Annotated in this window: 13 protein-coding genes and 1 pseudogene; 3 read left to right on the top strand and 11 right to left on the bottom strand. The window is 39.5% G+C overall.

Going from position 1 to position 16,897, the window contains the following annotated elements:
• Nucleotides 1-6 precede the first annotated feature (6 nt).
• The 3 genes from V6R21_RS02825 to V6R21_RS02815 all read right to left on the bottom strand — a co-directional run bounded on the left by V6R21_RS02825 (nt 7) and on the right by V6R21_RS02815 (nt 3,148).
• On the bottom strand, nt 7-1,083 hold the full coding sequence (locus tag V6R21_RS02825) for an efflux RND transporter periplasmic adaptor subunit (protein ID WP_334240685.1): 1,077 nt from the start codon (nt 1,081-1,083) through the stop codon (nt 7-9).
• 169 nt (nt 1,084-1,252) lie between these two features.
• Nucleotides 1,253-1,741: a peptide-methionine (R)-S-oxide reductase MsrB gene (gene msrB / locus V6R21_RS02820; RefSeq protein ID WP_334240684.1), complete on the bottom strand. Its 489-nt coding sequence runs from the start codon at nt 1,739-1,741 to the stop codon at nt 1,253-1,255.
• A gap of 90 nt (nt 1,742-1,831) precedes the next feature.
• Complete coding sequence (locus tag V6R21_RS02815; protein ID WP_334240682.1) at nt 1,832-3,148, bottom strand: spondin domain-containing protein; 1,317 nt, start codon at nt 3,146-3,148, stop codon at nt 1,832-1,834.
• A gap of 255 nt (nt 3,149-3,403) precedes the next feature.
• Between V6R21_RS02815 and V6R21_RS02810 the strand changes: the two genes are divergently transcribed.
• Nucleotides 3,404-3,739: a hypothetical protein gene (locus tag V6R21_RS02810; RefSeq protein ID WP_334240680.1), complete on the top strand. Its 336-nt coding sequence runs from the start codon at nt 3,404-3,406 to the stop codon at nt 3,737-3,739.
• A gap of 72 nt (nt 3,740-3,811) precedes the next feature.
• Here the strand turns inward: V6R21_RS02810 and V6R21_RS02805 are convergent, their stop codons facing one another.
• From V6R21_RS02805 to V6R21_RS02770, 8 genes and pseudogenes are all read right to left on the bottom strand, one after another.
• Complete coding sequence (locus V6R21_RS02805; protein WP_334240678.1) at nt 3,812-5,290, bottom strand: sensor histidine kinase; 1,479 nt, start codon at nt 5,288-5,290, stop codon at nt 3,812-3,814.
• Complete coding sequence (locus tag V6R21_RS02800) at nt 5,290-5,994, bottom strand: response regulator transcription factor (protein ID WP_334240675.1); 705 nt, start codon at nt 5,992-5,994, stop codon at nt 5,290-5,292. Before V6R21_RS02800 ends, V6R21_RS02805 begins: the two co-directional genes overlap by 1 nt.
• A gap of 559 nt (nt 5,995-6,553) precedes the next feature.
• Nucleotides 6,554-6,943 carry a DUF7737 domain-containing protein gene (locus tag V6R21_RS32455; RefSeq protein WP_456298558.1) on the bottom strand — a complete coding sequence of 130 codons (390 nt, stop codon included), beginning with the start codon at nt 6,941-6,943 and terminating at the stop codon, nt 6,554-6,556.
• Between the two features lie 207 nt (nt 6,944-7,150).
• Nucleotides 7,151-11,659: pseudogene (locus V6R21_RS32450) on the bottom strand (DUF5724 domain-containing protein); the annotation flags it as partial.
• Between the two features lie 50 nt (nt 11,660-11,709).
• Nucleotides 11,710-12,183 (bottom strand): hypothetical protein, encoded by a 474-nt coding sequence (locus tag V6R21_RS02785; protein ID WP_334240670.1) that lies wholly within the window; start codon nt 12,181-12,183, stop codon nt 11,710-11,712.
• Nucleotides 12,184-12,607: 424 nt separating this feature from the next.
• Nucleotides 12,608-13,849 carry an alpha/beta hydrolase-fold protein gene (locus V6R21_RS02780; RefSeq protein ID WP_334240669.1) on the bottom strand — a complete coding sequence of 414 codons (1,242 nt, stop codon included), beginning with the start codon at nt 13,847-13,849 and terminating at the stop codon, nt 12,608-12,610.
• Nucleotides 13,850-13,984: 135 nt separating this feature from the next.
• The gene (locus V6R21_RS02775; protein WP_334240667.1) at nt 13,985-14,986 is read right to left on the bottom strand and encodes a zinc-binding alcohol dehydrogenase family protein; all 1,002 of its coding nucleotides are present in this window, start codon (nt 14,984-14,986) and stop codon (nt 13,985-13,987) included.
• Nucleotides 14,987-15,151: 165 nt separating this feature from the next.
• The gene (locus V6R21_RS02770; RefSeq protein WP_334240666.1) at nt 15,152-15,727 is read right to left on the bottom strand and encodes a hypothetical protein; all 576 of its coding nucleotides are present in this window, start codon (nt 15,725-15,727) and stop codon (nt 15,152-15,154) included.
• A gap of 297 nt (nt 15,728-16,024) precedes the next feature.
• Here V6R21_RS02770 and V6R21_RS02765 point away from each other — a divergent pair, with 297 nt between their 5' ends.
• Both V6R21_RS02765 and V6R21_RS02760 read left to right on the top strand, forming a co-directional pair.
• Entirely contained in the window at nt 16,025-16,426 is a 402-nt protein-coding gene (locus V6R21_RS02765; protein ID WP_334240664.1) for a cytochrome c, read from the top strand.
• A gap of 14 nt (nt 16,427-16,440) precedes the next feature.
• Nucleotides 16,441-16,896, top strand: coding sequence for a (2Fe-2S)-binding protein (locus tag V6R21_RS02760; RefSeq protein WP_334240662.1), 456 nt, complete (start codon nt 16,441-16,443; stop codon nt 16,894-16,896).
• The last annotated feature ends 1 nt before the right edge of the window (nt 16,897 follow it).

Genomic DNA, 16,897 nt, shown 5'->3' with positions numbered 1-16,897 from the left:
ATAAATTTACCCTTTTTTGGGTGTGTGTTTTGACAGTGAGACAGAAGTGCCTTCTTCCAGTTTGGATTGTCCTTCGGTGATGATTTTTTCGCCAGGTTTGACACCTTTCAGGATTTGCAGGCTTTCACCACTGACACCACCAATTTCGATGATTCTCTTGTGGACATTCATCTTTTTCTCATCCAGTACATAGACATAAGAAGAACCATAAGCATCTCTGATTACTGCCTGAGCAGGGATTGAAACTCGCTGACTGGAACTTTCAAGAAAAAGGTCAACAACGGCAATCATACCAGGTTGGAGTTGCTGGTCAGGATTGGCTACCTCAATTTCAGCATTGTAGGTACGGGCTGGAGGCGTGGCAACCTTTCCCAATAAGGAAATCTTGCCTTCAGTAGCGGGGATTTGGTCATTGGAAGGGAGTGTAACCCGTACCTTTTGTCCCACTTTTACTTGAGAAATTTCCGTTTCTGGAATATTGATTTTAACCTTGACTGGGTCAGTCCTGACAATGGAAAAAAGTGGTGTGCCTTGTCCAACAACCTCATTTCCTTCTACCTTTTTCATGGCTACATAGCCATTTATGGGGGAGGTGATTCGGGTGTCGCTCACTTTTTTGGAGGCAACGTTATAAGCGGCTTTTGCCTTTTCGTAGGCGGATTGCATTTTGACCCAATCCGCCTCTGTGATACTTCCTTGCTCATAAACCTGTTTGAGTCTTTTGTACTGGTCTTCTGCTTCTTGTAAATCTGCCGCAGCCACTTTTTTGCCAGACTGATAATCAGTAGGGTCAAGTGTTGCGATTGTTTGTCCCTTTTTGACTCGGTCGCCTTCCTTAACCATTACTTTTGAAACTTTTCCGGCAACCATAAACCCCAAGTTCGCCATATGGGAGGGAAGGATTGAACCCGTCAGGCGAAGTGTGTTTCCTGCGGAAGTAAGTTGTACCTCTGCTACACTGACTTTTATGTCAGGCGGCTGAGCTGTTTGGGAGGTGTCTTTGTGATTGCAAGCTGTCAGGAGGGTTAGACAGTAGGTGATGATTAATATGAAATATGAATATTTCTTTATTTCAGTATTCATAAAGAGAGCGTGTTCAAGAGAGAGGAAATTTGAAATGGAGTGATCTCATTCTCTTAACAAAAAATAGAACAGAAATGTCATTTTTTATTTAAAACAAGAAAGCCTGAATACCACAATAGCAGTATTCAGGCTTCCATAATAGGTTAAAGCAGGAAAAAACGATCGGTCTTTACTTCTTCTCAAAATTCAAGGCAGCAGAATTGACACAATACCGTAGCCCAGTAGGTTGGGGACCATCCTCAAATACATGTCCCAGATGCCCGTCGCATTTGGCGCAAATCACTTCAGTACGGTTCCAACCAAAACTTTTGTCAGTTTCTTCCAGTACATTGGTTTTGTTGATCGGCTCATAGAAACTTGGCCATCCTGTACCTGAATCGAATTTGGCTTTCGACGTGAACAGGGGCAAGCCACATCCGGCACAAGTGTAGATACCTTCCTGCTTGTTCTCGAGGAGGTCGCCTGTAAAAGCACGTTCAGTTCCTTTTTGTCTGAGAACCTTGTACTCCATTGGTGTCAGTTCCTTTTGCCACTCCTCGGCAGATTTTTCCACTTTTGCAATGTTATGACTGCCTCTGGTATCTTGTGCATAAACACCAATCGAAAATGCTAAAAGCATTGCTACAAATATTGTATTCAATCTGATGAGCCATTTCATAATCAAGAAGTTTTGGTTTAACTGTTTGATCCTTAAATAAATAAGCTTGAATTCAGATAAAATGTTATCTCAAATTATCATAAAACTATCTTATTGCTCGGATATGGAAGGAGTTATGGTCACCCTGATCGCATTTTCAACTGTAGGGTAGTCGTAAGCATCATCAACTTCCATGACATTTCCATTTTCATCCAAACCTCCATTCAGTCTGAGCGGTTGAGAGATGCCTGCACCAGGAAACTCGTTTACTTCTGTACCAGCATCCCAAAGCATAACCATTGAAGTAATGTCGGTGGCAACAGTTGTTGAAATAGAAGCTAGGTCAATTCCCATTTCCATAGGAGCATAAAATAAGTCATTGGTCTCGACTAGCATGGTCGCAAAACTTAGGTAGTCACCTTCTTCTGCGTCAAAAGTGAATGAGTAAGTATTTCCAGGTAGTAGAGGACCCGGATTCCCTGCACCATTTGGTGTATTAAAGATACCAGATTGTCTTACACCATCCTTAGTTTGTACACTGTTAAGTAAATCAGCAGGTGTACCGTCTTCCGCCAGTCCTTCAAGACCTTCTCCAAAGTCAGCGGCACTTTCTTCAAAGAGAGGCATTGTACCACTTTCGTGAATTACCCAGACCCCCGGAGCCAATGGCGAAACATAACCTGTGTTTGCCTCCAAAAACTCTCCAGTCATAGCTGGGTTACCATCTTCCGCAAGCTGTTCAATTCCGTTGGCAGCCATTTGTCCTTCCTCAAAAAGAGGGTTGGGAGCGGTATGTACCACAAATGTACCCGGAGCAAGCGGCGTGGAACTTCCTGACAGGTTTTCAATAGTCACCGTAAACATGTCCGCTCCGTCGTTGGCAATCATGACCTTGATATTGTCAGCTACAGCAGGGTAGGAGTAGCCGTCATTTATCATATCAATGGTTTGCACAGTTCCGTTTTCGTCTTCCCCAACTTCAGGCCCACCATTGGCAGGCTGGTTTGGTCCTGCTCCTGGCTCTTCATTTACTTCTGTTCCGGCATCCCAAAGCATGATCTGGTTTGTAATGTCACCGCTGATCGGTGCATCGTCTGCATACAGTTCGATACCTTCCCCGTCAGGTGCATAAAAGAGATCGTTGGATGCTCCATACATGGTCGCAAAGGAAAGTTTGCTGCCCAGTCCTGCATGGAAGGAGAATGTAAAACTGTTTCCGGGTGTGGCTGGTCCAGCCTCCGAACTGCCGACTGGCATATTAAAGACACCCGACTGAAAGAACATCTTCTCAGGCATGATGTTTTCGATGGTGACCGTATAGCTTACAGGTGATATTTCGGGCATATTGCCGCCGTTGTCGTCATCATCACATTGTGTGAAAAGCATCAGAAGAGATGCAGCAAAGAAAAACTTACTTATTCCTTTCATTTTCAATCAGTTTTTTTGAGATAAATAACTATTGGTTTCTGATTCAAAACTCAGGAATAAGTATCATGCAGAAGTCACAGACCTTTCACAATTCAGTCAAATTTCCATTTTCTTTTGTGATGATTTGATTTTTGAGGTGATGTCAGATAGGAGAGACAAGTAGCTAATTACGATTGTGGTCAGTTTTAAAATATTGGATTAGTGCTATCTTTAGAAAAAATGTGCTTAGAGAAATCATAACCAAATTTAATCAGAATGAAAAATGAGATTGAATATGGATTTTGGTTTTGGAATCAAAAGTTGATAGGGGTTCTTTCAATGCTTGCAGTTCTGTCAGGATATGAGTTAGATGAAGTAGGGATTGATATTGTCAAGCAAGATCTTAAGTATACCAACAATGAAAAAGAGCAGTGGATGACTTATGTATTGAATGGATCGAAACATACTATTAAGTTGAAACTCGCCTATGATGCTGAAGATAATCCGGATATGATACACATTGTGATTTGGGCAGATAAAGAGTTGAAAGAGAAACTAGAGATGTTAGATTTATTTCAATGTATGTTTAAAAATTTTGAACTTGAACATTAAAAAGTACTCGTACTATATAAAAAATGGCTGAAAAAGATAATTCCTTTTTCAGCCATTTTTTATGCCCCAAATTTATACCGCCATATTTGCCACAGGCAAAGTAAAAGTAAATACGGTTCCTTGTCCTACGGTACTTTCCACTGAGATATCTGAGTGATGTTGCTCGATAATATTTTTGACGATTGCCAAGCCAAGTCCTGAAGAGGTTTTGTATTCTGCTCCTTTATAGTAGCGCTCAAAAATATGGGGCAGCATCTCGGATTTGATGCCAGTTCCGGTATCTGCTATACGTAACCTTACATTGGCCATATCAGCTGAGTCCACTTCAATATTGATAGTGTCACCATCCTCACAAAACTTGATGGCATTGTCGATCAGGTTTTGCAATACACGGTCGATCAGGTAAATATCAGCTTCCACGAGTGGGGTATTCTTTGCCACAATCGTATTGATACTGATTCCTTTTTTCTGAGAAGTCAGTCGATATTTATGAGCCACATCGTGAACCAGTTCACCAACTGAGAATGGCTCCTTGTTCAGCTTGACTTGATTGGCTTGCAGTTTGGAGAGTTCGAACAGGTCATTGACCAGTTTTTTCAGCCGCTCACACCCTTCAAAAATTATGGTCAGGTAGCGGTTTCTGTCTTCGTTGGAGATATTTTCCTGCTTGATCAGCAGTGTCTCGGCAAATCCCTGAATATTGGAGATCGGAGTACGCAGGTCGTGTGAAATATTACTGATCAGTTCAACCCTAAGTTTGTCGACCCCTTTCAGTTCCTCGATATTCTGCTCGATGGTTGCCGCCATCTCATTAAAGGCTGTCCCGATCTTACCCAACTCGTCATTGTTCTTGACGGTAATGCGAGACTTCAGGTCACCTTCCCGAAAATGCCTGATGCCTTCCGTAATCTTGTTGAGTTTCTGTGTGATAATCCAGATCAGTATCAGACCAATCAGGGCAGAAACAATCAGAATGGTGACCATCGTCTTGATGGAGAGTGCCAGAATATAACTGCCTTCCACCATTTCAGAGACGGAAACATATTCCTGACTTGCCAGTACAATATAAATGTAGCCCATCAGCTGGTTGTCCTCAATCACTTTGGCGGCAGAAAAAATCTTGCTTTCACCCGGATTGCGGGGATCATCTCCATAAATAATATTTCCCTTGTCACTTTCCAGAAATGTTTTGACAGGTGCAAGTGATACCGTTTCCAGTTTTACCACTTTTTTTGGCGCAACATAACTCAAAATTTTTCCATTCGGGTCAAGCAAATAGACCTCAACACTGGGGTTGATCACCATCATGGAGTGCATAATATCCTGTATCGCTTTTTCGTTGATCACGCCATGATTGAGGAAAGGTTTCAGTTCCTGAACCGTATGGGCAGCCAGTTCTCGGTTCAGTTTCTGGTTGACCTCAATGGCATAGTTGCGAGCCGACTGTACAGAAATCCGCAAAGCAACCAAACCGAAAACCAGCAACACCAGCAGGAAGATGGCAGAAATCTGCCAATACAATGTTGAAAAAATTTTTCCTCTTTTTGCCATCAGTCTATGTCTTTGAATTTGTAGCCAACACCCCAGGTCGTCAGAATAAACTCAGGGGCATGCATATCTTTTTCAATCTTTGAGCGCAGTCGGTTGATATGGGAATTGACGGTATGTTCAAACCCTTCAAACTCAACACCCCAAACCATATTCAGTAACTGGATGCGGGTATAGGTACGACCCGGATTGGACGCCAGCAAAACCAGCAGGTCAAACTCTTTAGGTGAAAGTTCTACCTGCTCATTGTACACCTTGACAATTCGTTTTGGCAGGTTGATAGAAAGGTTCGGCAAGTTGATTTCCTCTTCTTCCTTTTCAGTGGTAGCGGGCTTTGACGCATAAAAATCACGCCTTGAGATCACTTTTACCCTTGCAATAAATTCCCTGATGCTAAAAGGTTTGGTAATATAGTCGTCAGCACCAATCTCCAGTCCAAGCACCTTATCTATCTCTTCAGACTTGGCCGTCAGCATAATGATGGGCGTATCAATTTTTTCCATCCTGATCTGCCGACAAATCTCAAAGCCATCCATACCCGGCAGGCGTATATCCAATACGATGATGCGGTAGGTTTCATTTAAAGCTTTTACAAGTCCTTCCTTTCCATCAAAGACCCTGTCAGTATCAAACCCAAGGTCTTTCAGGTGAATGGAAAGCAATTCAGATATATCATGGTCGTCCTCTATGATCAATACTTTATCCATATCATCTCATTTTTTTGGAAAGGTAAGATATGGATATCACAGAATTGTCACAAAAGCAGTGAAGGAAGTGTGAGGTAGGGGAGAGTGGCAAATTATTTATTGGTAGAACAGCAGAAAGGTTTCATTCAACTTGTTACCTATTTCACTGATAAATAAAAAGTTTTCCAGATGGTTTAATCAAGTTGGGTATGGTGTTACAGGTGGATTGCACCATAACACCAACCCATATTATCTATATCTTTTTTATTTTCTAGGCTCAAAAAAACTTTACGGAGTTTTGACCTTTGGAAGAAGTATTAGAAAATGAAACAGATAGAGTTTGAAATAAATAGAATGATTCAGGAAAAACAGTTATACGATGTAGGTGGTTTATCAAATTAATGGTCACCTAGAACTCACACTGTAGAAGCTGTAATTTACAAGGAGGTCGATATTTGAATAGTTGGTGACAATTTAGAGTCTCATCAAAAAATGGACGCCCCCGAAAAAGAAGAGACGTCCATCTAATGAAGAGGTTATTTTGATAAGTAGGGCTACCCACACTTATTCAATATTAAAATTATATATTAGCCAGCTGACGCAAAATCGTAGGATCTTGAATCTTATCATCCTTTGCGAGTAATAACATCTTAGAGATAATCTCGGCCGTTTTTGGATCTTCATCCACAAATGGCAGGAATATTTTTCCTCTTTGTTGAGAATGTACAGGCAGGATATTCATGGCCGCACCACCTTGAAGGTGAACCATGCCACTACCCAAATGCAAGGAGTAATTGCCTTGCGTTCCCTCAATAAGTATATGGCTTTCTTTCACGGTTACATTGGACAGTTTGAAGAGCATTGCCGTTTCACGGGCAATAGCGGCTCTTAATTCGATTGATGACTGACTAGTCTCCGGATCAACTTCACCAACATGGGCTACGGAAACCACAAGGTCAAGGTCACGCATAATCTCAGAGAAGGTACGCTCCGAAATCTCTGTCATCCCCAGTGGCTTCCAGCTTGACTTCTGATAAAAAGAAACCATTTCGATGCTTGGACTTTCCACATCGCTAGGGTAGAACCAATCAGCATAAGCCATCAAGTTAACGATAAAGCTTTCACCATGGAAAACCTTTTGTAACCCTTCTTCATGGTTAACAATCCATCCTCTAGATTTGAGCAAGGCCAATGTCTTGTTGACTTGAATCTGATAGCCAGCATATCGGCGGGAGCAATGCCCTTCTTTTTGCTCGTCTTCAGTCGGTAAATACAGTTCTCTAAAGATTTGCTTAAATGGTTGTTTGAGCTGGTTCACAAAACAATGCTGTTGATAGCTTGCCCACTCCTTGGTATGGAACAAGTCTGTACAGTGCGCAATGCGTAGCTCATTCTCCGGTTCCTGTGCCACACCATTTGCTGAATACAATGAACCATCTTTCCAGAAACCATGCGTTTCACCGGACATAAATACCAAATCCTTCAACAGCGGTTGGATCACAGGATGCTCCATTAGTATCTGAACTTCAGTTTTCGTGAAGGAGTCTCCTGAAATCATTGCCTCCTCAAGACTAACACGTGCACGCTTGTATTGCGCTTTCAGTTTTGTCACGGCGTCCTTTAGGGCGAGTATACGTTTGTCTTTCTTGTATTTGGCAGGAATTGACTTTTGTGCATTTCCTCCTTTGGTAATTGTTAGACTGGCGATTCCTTTTTCTGAAATGGCAATACGCACTTCTGTACCATCTAAAACGACTTCTGAGTTTTCCATAATCTGGTTGACCTCTCTGGCTTCCATTGCCCAGGTCAAACGCTGAGGGTCAGGATACCCTGCAGTACGTGCAAGGTTGTCCATTGCGATTTGAGTCGACAGCTTTTCACTCGCCTGACGCTGAGATCCAAATTGCTTACTCTCTTTCAAGAACTTTTGCAGGAATTGATAACGAGCCAATACATCCTTTTCAGGATTTTGACGGCTGAGTGGCACCAAACCAAACACCTTTAGGTAGTCTTGGTTTCTCTTGTCAACTATACGCTTTCGCACTTCCGTAATCTTGGTTTTACCTAGAATCACATCAGCATAGAGCTGTGCCCTTTTCTGGCCTCCGGCACTTAAGAATTTGGCTGATTTGTAGACCATGTCCCAGCGCTTTTTACCTAATTCCTTATAAGCATTGGCAAACCAATCAACATCGACGGCTCCATTGGAGAAGTCATCAAGGGATAGCTTGGAATATTGGGCGATCTCTTCTGCTGACGGATTGGTGCTGTCGTCCTTGGTATGTGCCTGCAGCCACCACACCGCAGATGAAAGTTTCCATCCTAGGTTACGCTCCACAAATGGCAACCATTGAGGCGCATACATAACAATATCCATTAGCTGCTGTGGAGTTAGTTTTAGCTCTTTTACATGTTGGTCAAAAAGTGCCTGACTATCTGCTGCTTTTGGATGGCTGACACGAATCAAGTGTGACATACTCTCTGCCAGTGACACCTCGTTGTTGTAATAACTCCCAGTCCTTACAAATTTCTCTTTGCCGATTTTAGCAATAAACTGAAAGAATTTTTCGACACCATAGATACGTGAAATCTTCTCGACTAGCTTACTTACACTAGACTCCGAGACGGTTCTCTCTAATTCGATCTCGAGTATACGTTGCAGTACATTCGTCTTGATTTCTTGGAGTACAGGATATTTTTCGTAGTCTTCCTTACTCAGATATTCCTGATAGTATCTCTTTTTTCCTTCCAAACTCAATGTACTGACGCGATTTGGTTCAAAAGAGATCCAATAAAGATCATCTTTAGAGACTAAGTCATGCTGATAGGCTTTTGCATAAAGTTGGAAGGACGGGAGTTCTCTTTCAGGAATTTCAGTCCCCATAAAACTCAACTGCCATTGGTTAAGCTCCCAATACGCCTTGAACAAATCGTCTTCACTATCTTCTAAGTGCGTCGCCCTATTAATAATTACTTGAATCTTTGGAAGTTCAAACCAAGAGAATGTCTGCTTCCCATAAGCATATTTTTCTTTGTAAGGTATGGGGGTATAATCCACTGGTGCTACCGCAAGAAAACAACTTGATAGGTACGAACATAAAAGCCCTTGTTTGTCTTCGTACGGATATTTCTGTTCCAGAAGTCTAAGAATCGTTTCCAGAGGATTATTATCATAGTAGTACCTTTCAGATTTTGCTCGATAAGGATCATTGAGGGTCAATATCGGAATCAAAGTATCTAGGTTAGACCTTGTCGTTGGAAATAGACCCTTCGTATTATCGCCTGTTTCTGTCCTGAACACATTTAGATTTAATAGGCTCAAGTCCAATGGGGTTAGACCGGAAGCTTGGTACCATTGATCCCACTCTTCTGCCAAGGGATAGTTCTCCAGTTTGAAAGATTTGCGATTATCTAAAGTGTAATCAAGCGGTTTAAACACATTGCCTAAAATCCTATGTTCGCTTTCTCGCTGATACTACACTTCGTATTCATATCCAGCATTTGCTTCGAAACGTTTCGCTAAGTCCGCCAAAGCAGCATTGATTTTAGCTATCGATTGTGTATATCCATATTTCGTATTGCTATCTGTCATCAATGGGATGCGGTACTTGGCAATGATTTCCTCCAATACCTGACGACGGTCTTTAGGGTAATTTGTCAGCAATACTTTGGTAGGGTCATAAATTCCTCCATAGCCATTTTCATAAGTAGCTTCCGCCATTTTATTCGCCTCACTTTGTAATAAAGTGACTGCATCCTGTTCTGTTTTCGTCAACTTTGGACGATTCACAACAAAGTCATTGGTGGTAGCTTCTACCCATTGCAGATAAGTGGTTCCTTTTGGCTCTTCAATCCCGACTTGTCCTTCAATAGGACCCTGAAATTGATCTGTACCTTTCAGTGCGACAAGGTAATCTAAACCCACAAGCCGTTGTTCGGCATTTTTTTGTGCCAATAAAGTCTTGATGGTTGAGAGTAAGAAAGATGGATTTACCACAAAGAAAAAGTGATGGATCAACTTCTTGATTCCTTTAGATTTCCCTTTCAGCAACTCTATAAATACAGGTAATTCCTCAAAATCAACGTTTGCAGCGATCAATACTTTCAACGCACTTTCCCGAAGTGTCATAGATTTGTCCTGCAAAAAACGGAATGCAAAGTCACGTTGGTGAGGTAATACTTCTCTTTTGATTTGATCAGACTTCAAAGGATCATAATAAACTCCAAATGGCAGGATTGCATTGACAATCGAATACCGGGCATCTGAATCGACTTGCTGATAGACAGGATAGATGCGTTCACAATCTTCTGGATCCCCCAAGTCAAGAACATTTATAATCGACCTGACCAGCTCATCTGCCTGTACCTTTCTTTCTTCCCAAGCAAATAGCTTTGTTTGAAGCATGATCCCTTCTCTCGGAACCCTTTGTACCATCTCAATACATGAATTAACGAAACGATCTTTCTGGATATCATCAGCTTCTGCATGATGTACATTGAAGGCCTTTAACGCATAGAACCGGACAGTTTCATTTTCGTCTTCCAAATTGTCTTTGGAGGTCAAATAGTAATAGCTATTCACTTTCAATTCATTGGCAATACGCAGGGCCAATAGCCGCTTGATTGCTTTTGGATCAGCAGCCAAATGCTTCAAGTGGGCGGCTAGTTCTAAACCTGTATTTTCAGTTGCACAAGCCCACAAAGCCATATAAGCTTCAAGATTATCCTTACTTTGAATCCCTTCTGCAATCTGTTCAGGTTCCTCCAAAAAATGCTCAGCCAAGAGAAACCCTTGTTTGATCATTGATTGCTTTTCGGCACTGATATCTAAGCCTGTCCAGACATCAAAGGCTCTCACCACCGAAGCAAAGCGGTACATCTGCTCACGGTTAATCAAGTGGATAAATTCTTTGAATACGGACAGTGGACCTTGATCTACAGCTTCCAGAATGGTCTGTCGAAGTCCCTCTTGGCGTTGGGCAGCTAAAAGCAATTTCTTCACTGCTTCTAGACCTCTTGGAGACTCTGAGTAGAGTAAGCCTTGGATGATCGGTGCACTCACCTTATAGGTATCATGATTGCCCATCACGATGTCGATCAACAAATCCTCAATAGCCGTATTTCCTGAAAGAATAGCTCCTGCCAAAAGAGCTGTGATTGGAAATTGTGAAACGGGATAGGCATTACTATGCTCTATAAACTCCTCTATGCGCAAATCGTAATTATAGCTGTTGATTGCCTGAAGCAAAAAGCTACATTGATTGATAAAGATCGTTTCTTTGATCTCATCTTCTTCGGTAAACGTTGCTCTGAAACTACGTCTATCATGGCTTTGGTTAAATGGAAACGAAGGGATTTTTTTCCAATAGGCATGTAAATAGGTCGCATATTCTTTCCCGAAAACATAGGTCATGGCATCCAACTGGTCCTGCTCTAAAATGTCTTTTTGAAAGAATTCTTTTAACGCCTGTGTGCGCTTGTCATCTCTGTAATAATGTAGGTTCCAGCCATAATACCTATCTTCTCCTTTGATACCACAGCTTTTTGGGTCAACGAGTAATTGTAAAAATCTCTGGGCATTAGGTTTTAATTGCAGACCTTCTTGTTCTTTTTTCGCTTTAAGTGCTGCTTTGAGTTCCTCTAAATGATTCTCTCTTTTTCGGTTATTCAAAAAATTTTCTTCCATGATTTGAGAATAGTTTAATTGGTGGTTACACGGTGTTTTAAAGTATACTTTTAGTACATACTTCCGGAGAGGAAGGTGAGACGTATAAATATAAATTCATCCTCTTCTTGTAGACAGACCAATTGATCTGCCTTTTCGATTTGTTGAGCATTGTGAAATACCGCAAACAATCCATCATCGAAGGCTTCTTTCATCGTCTGAATTGCCTTTTGTTCATCAGCTAGTTTGGTATTTTCGATATGTCCAAAGGTGAGTTTGCCACTCTCTGCTTGTTCGGCCATTTCATCATCATTCAGTAAAGAGGATTGATGATCACTTTTACTGATAGGCATTCCCTCTAATAGTTGAGAAAGAAACTGATCCTCTCTTTTCTCATTAAAGCTTTGTACCTGATTCTTGACGATGACTTCCAATATGTCCATCAGTTTTCGCTCCTGATTTATCTCTAATGGAAGTTCAAGAGACTTCTTAGTGAGTAGCGGTTTCTTCTTGCCAAGTTGCTTAACTGTAAATAAGAGTTTCATGCGTATCTTGTTTATATATTCTTAGGGAAATTTCGACTTCAATAATTAGTTGAAGACAAATTTTCCAATCCTCTCTGTTTGATTATAGATACAATATTCAGACAGTAGAGCGTAAAAGAAGTACGTTCTTCATTTTATTTTGAAGTTTAATTTTTATTGGGGAGAGATGGTAGTGTAAGAAGGAGAAGGAGGTTTTAGGAAAGGTGTGATTTCTTTTAAACAATCCGAATTACGGCTCTTTTCCCATAGAATCTAGCAGTTGGACCGTTTATATTAGCGCATACTGATCACAGCACTCCTAATTATTGTGTCAAAATAAACCGTTACCCAACTCTTAATCCTTTCACTTTCGATATAGTTTAATTGTCGGTAACGGTTTATGAATATCATCTTTATTACTTATATACAATGTTAGCCTTTGTTGTTATTTTTTAATTCTTTTTTTATAGTACTCATTATCACTTATTTCAGCGGCTTTTTGAACAAATCTTATAGCATTCGTAATATCATTTTGTGCCTCATAGTAATCTGCCATGGAATCATACGCATTTGCACTTTCTGGGTAATATTCAATAGCAAGTTCAAAGTACATTTTAGCTTTTTCAAGTTGCTGCATATCCATATTCATATAGCCTGACATGTTCAAGAGTTCTTCTGGGTAGGGCGGCTCTGAATATCCGAAATGTTCTCGTAGTTTATTTTCCCTATATTTTATTATGGCAAGCAGCTCTTCCTTGGGTGTATCGAATGAGTTTATTTTATCAGTATTTTCCATTTGGTACCATTCGAAAAGAGAAATCAAGCCGTCCATAATTGAAGGGAAAGAAATGGTTCCATGTATGTCTTTAGGGTAAAATTTCCATTCAAAGGACAATCCACTTTCATCATTTTGTTTGATCAAGTTTGAAAATGCAATATTAGAACGTGGGAATAAGGTATAGTCTGTTGTGTCCCTCATTACATTTTCTAAAGTTATTTTCGAATTCTGCATATGCAATTGCCCACTCAATGACATGAATAATGCTTTGCCTTGATATTTCTGACTGGTAAGTTGTTCTTGGGCCTCTTTCAATAGTTTTTGGTTATCCCAATCCAGACTTGGGTCGATTGCCAAATAGTTATTAAATAAATTGGGTTGATGAATTAATGTGGAAATGGTGAATAATCCGCCATAAGAATGACCAATTAGTGTTCGATAATTGGTCACTGGATATTTGCTTTCAATATAGGGAATGAGTTCCGTCTGTATGAATTTCCTGAAATTATCCGCCTCTCCATTTTTTGTATTGAAAGGCATGCCATATTTCGAGCTTATAACCGAAGTTGTTAAGTCTCTAATTCTGTTTTTATCATTAGCTATTCCCACAAGAACCATTTCAGGGGTAAAACCACCGCTATAGTAATTTTGTACATCATTTACAGTAGGGAGAAATATTTCACCATCTAAAATAAATGCTACCGGATACTTTTGATTTTTCGAAGAGTTAAAACTGGAGGGTATTTGTATATAAAACTTCCTTGACTCACTAAGTATATTGGAGTAAATACTGTCAACACTACCCACTCTTTGCAAAAAAAGTTGCTTTTGATTTTCCTGTGCTTCTACAAATTGATGAAGAAAAATGAGGAGCCCAATTATCAATAATGTTCTTAATCCTTTGGCCATTTTATAGCGTTTATCAGTTTTGGTTTTTCTGTTTCTTTATTGATGCTAACTTCCAGCTTAAGCTCGATTCTTCTTAATATAGTACTAATCCAAGATTAAGTAAATTATTTTATATTGTGTGTTGCCTACAGTATTTTAATTCAATAAATAGCTAGGATGTAAAACAACCTTTTTTCCTTTGGTTCTGTTTGTCTCTAATAGGTTAAATGCTTCGTACAGATTATCTGAGGAAAGTTCTCCTAAATCCATAAATTCTTGTAAATACCAATCATTGACATTTATAAGTTTTGAAAGGCTATCTAATATTTCTCCATACTTACAGAATAATTCGGGTTCTGAATATCTTGAAATATTCATTATAACTGCTGCTTTTCGAAATAGCGTGTAAGCAGCGTTATCTGTTTTCATATTGGTTATATCAATATATAATCCCTCCCTTCTTAAAACTTTAGCACCTATTTCTGTCATTTCATTGCCAATACAATCAATAACAACATCATAAAGCGTCCCTTCGTTAGCCTTAATGATTTCATCGCTTAAGTTGTCCGATTTATAATGGATTAAGTTTTCTTTTTTGAGCTTTTGTTTCATCAATTGTTCAACGCTTTGCTCATTACCCGCAGTTCCTTTGATGTTATGATAGCCGAAATGATGTAATAAATTAATTAAAGCTTTTCCAACACTTCCCGATGCACCAAAGATAAATATAGAAGATGTTTTAGGTTGATTTAATCTTGTGGCGACCTGCCATGCTGTAACATATGACACTGGTATCGTAGCAGCTTGCAAAAAACTAATATTTGAAGGTTTAAGAGCTACAATTTCCTCTTCCACAACTACATATTCAGCGAAAGCTCCGTTGCTTCCCATATCTAGAACTGCTAAATAGACCTCGTCACCCGTCTTGAATTTTTTGACACTTTCACCCACCTTTTCAATCGTACCTGATAGTTCTCTTCCTAAAATATTTGAATTTAAAACCCTCGCTTCATTCTTCCCTTGAAACATCTGTAAATCAATAGGGTTAACTGCTGCTGCTTTTATCTTTATTAATATTTGAGTTGGTTTAGTTAATGTAGGTGTGTTATAATCTATTTTGTCTTCTAACTTTCTATTTTTAAAGATTATAGCTTTCATTTTTATTCGTTTTTTATTGGGAGGAAGAATAGGCTAAAAAATGTTTCGAAATACTTTCGTATCGTTACCTAAATAGCATATCATTAATTAATTTTTCAGTTTGTAGTGAGCTATCTTACAATCAATAACCTAACAATTTGTATCCATTATTAGGCTTTTTTTTCTTTACAGAAGCTCTCTAAGCAAAATGATAATAACGATAATTGAAACTACTATAAGCCCAATTATGTTATTCGACTTTTCCTTTTTTCCTATTTTTTCCTGTAACACATTTACATCTTTCAGTAAATTTTCAGAATGAATTATAGCAGTATCTATTTTTGCTTTCTGTATATGTAATTGATTCTTGCCTTGAGGTATAGTAGGTTCAGTTCTAAAAAAGTCAACAGCCAACTTATAATTCCCTTCAATAATCATTCTGAGAAACTTTTGGGTAGATTTCAATGAGTAAGAACCATTATGAAGTAGGTTATTCCTATTTATAGATATATCAAATACACCGATATCATAACTAGTAACTTGCATTTCCAAGTTTTCTGTTCTATCAATCAGTTCAAAGATTGTATTTGAGTCTTCCAGTAATTCATTTTCTGACAGGTATTTGGTTACTAAATTTATACTTACTGTCCAGTCATACGAATTTATATTCTTTACAATGTCTATTGATGTACTGGTTTGTGAGGTTTTTATTCTTTCTCTCTTATTTGAGTCAAAGAAATATTTATTGAAAATTAGATTCACTTTGTTATTTTTTATTGAGTAAGCTAAACGATTTTAATAAAGGCAATATACTTCAGCTGTCGATACTTTTGAACAAAGTGCCGTAAAGTTAGAAGATGTGACTGTCAGAATTAAAGGAGGGAACATTGACTATGAATTTCAACCGGCGTAAACCCGCTACACACGCTTGGTTATTGAATCCTGAAACAATTGCTGTTTCAAAAGCTGATTTTACTTTCAAAATACCATAAATTACATAGAAAATGCCGAACCTTGTTTTAGGGGGGTAATTGAAATTGATAAACAAACAGATTTCAGATGAAATTGAAAACCTTTGTTTTATTGGGAGTATTAGTGGTTAGTACACTCACATCGTTTGCGCAATCATTTGACTTGAAAGCCAGTATTGAAAGAGGGCAAGCACTCTATCAGGTAAATTGTCAATCCTGCCATATGTCACAAGGTGAAGGATTGCCGGGTGTTTATCCTCCACTTGCCAATTCAGAACACCTATCAGATAAAGAAAGAACTGTCAAGGTAATCATCAACGGTCTTTCTGGCCCCATAGAAGTCAAGGGGATTAAATATAACACACCTATGTCGGGTCATCCATTATCCGATCAGGAAGTAGCAGATGTCATGAATTATATCAGGAACTCTTTTGGAAATAGCTACGGACCTGTAAAACCTGAAGAAATTCAACCTGCACTTAAAAAGTAACTCAACTTAAAATCATGGCTAAATACACCTTATTAATTAATGGCAAACAGCATGAGGTAGAGGTAGATGCTGACACGCCGCTTCTTTGGGTACTGCGGGATTCGCTTAACCTTGTAGGGACAAAATTCGGGTGCGGTGTTTCACAATGTGGCGCTTGTACCGTTCACCTCAACGGTTTTGCAGTTCGCTCCTGCCAGCTCCCTGTATCAGCGATTGGAGAAAATAAAATCACAACCATTGAAGGGTTAAGTGAAAATGGGGATCATCCGTTGCAAAAAGCCTGGGAGGAGTTGGATGTTTCGCAGTGTGGCTACTGTCAGGCTGGTCAGATAATGGCAGCCGCAGCCTTGTTGCAGCGAACACCAAACCCAACAGATGAGCAAATTGATATGGCCATTACAAATATCTGCCGTTGTGGCACTCAAGTAAGGATTAGAAAAGCTATTCACGAAGCCTCAAAATCAAACTAGC

The organism is Limibacter armeniacum (assembly GCF_036880985.1).
Taxonomy (GTDB): Bacteria; Bacteroidota; Bacteroidia; order Cytophagales; family Flammeovirgaceae; genus Limibacter; species Limibacter armeniacum.
The sequence above is the reverse complement of the archived record's forward strand: the minus strand, read 5'-3'. Positions and strand labels throughout refer to the sequence as shown.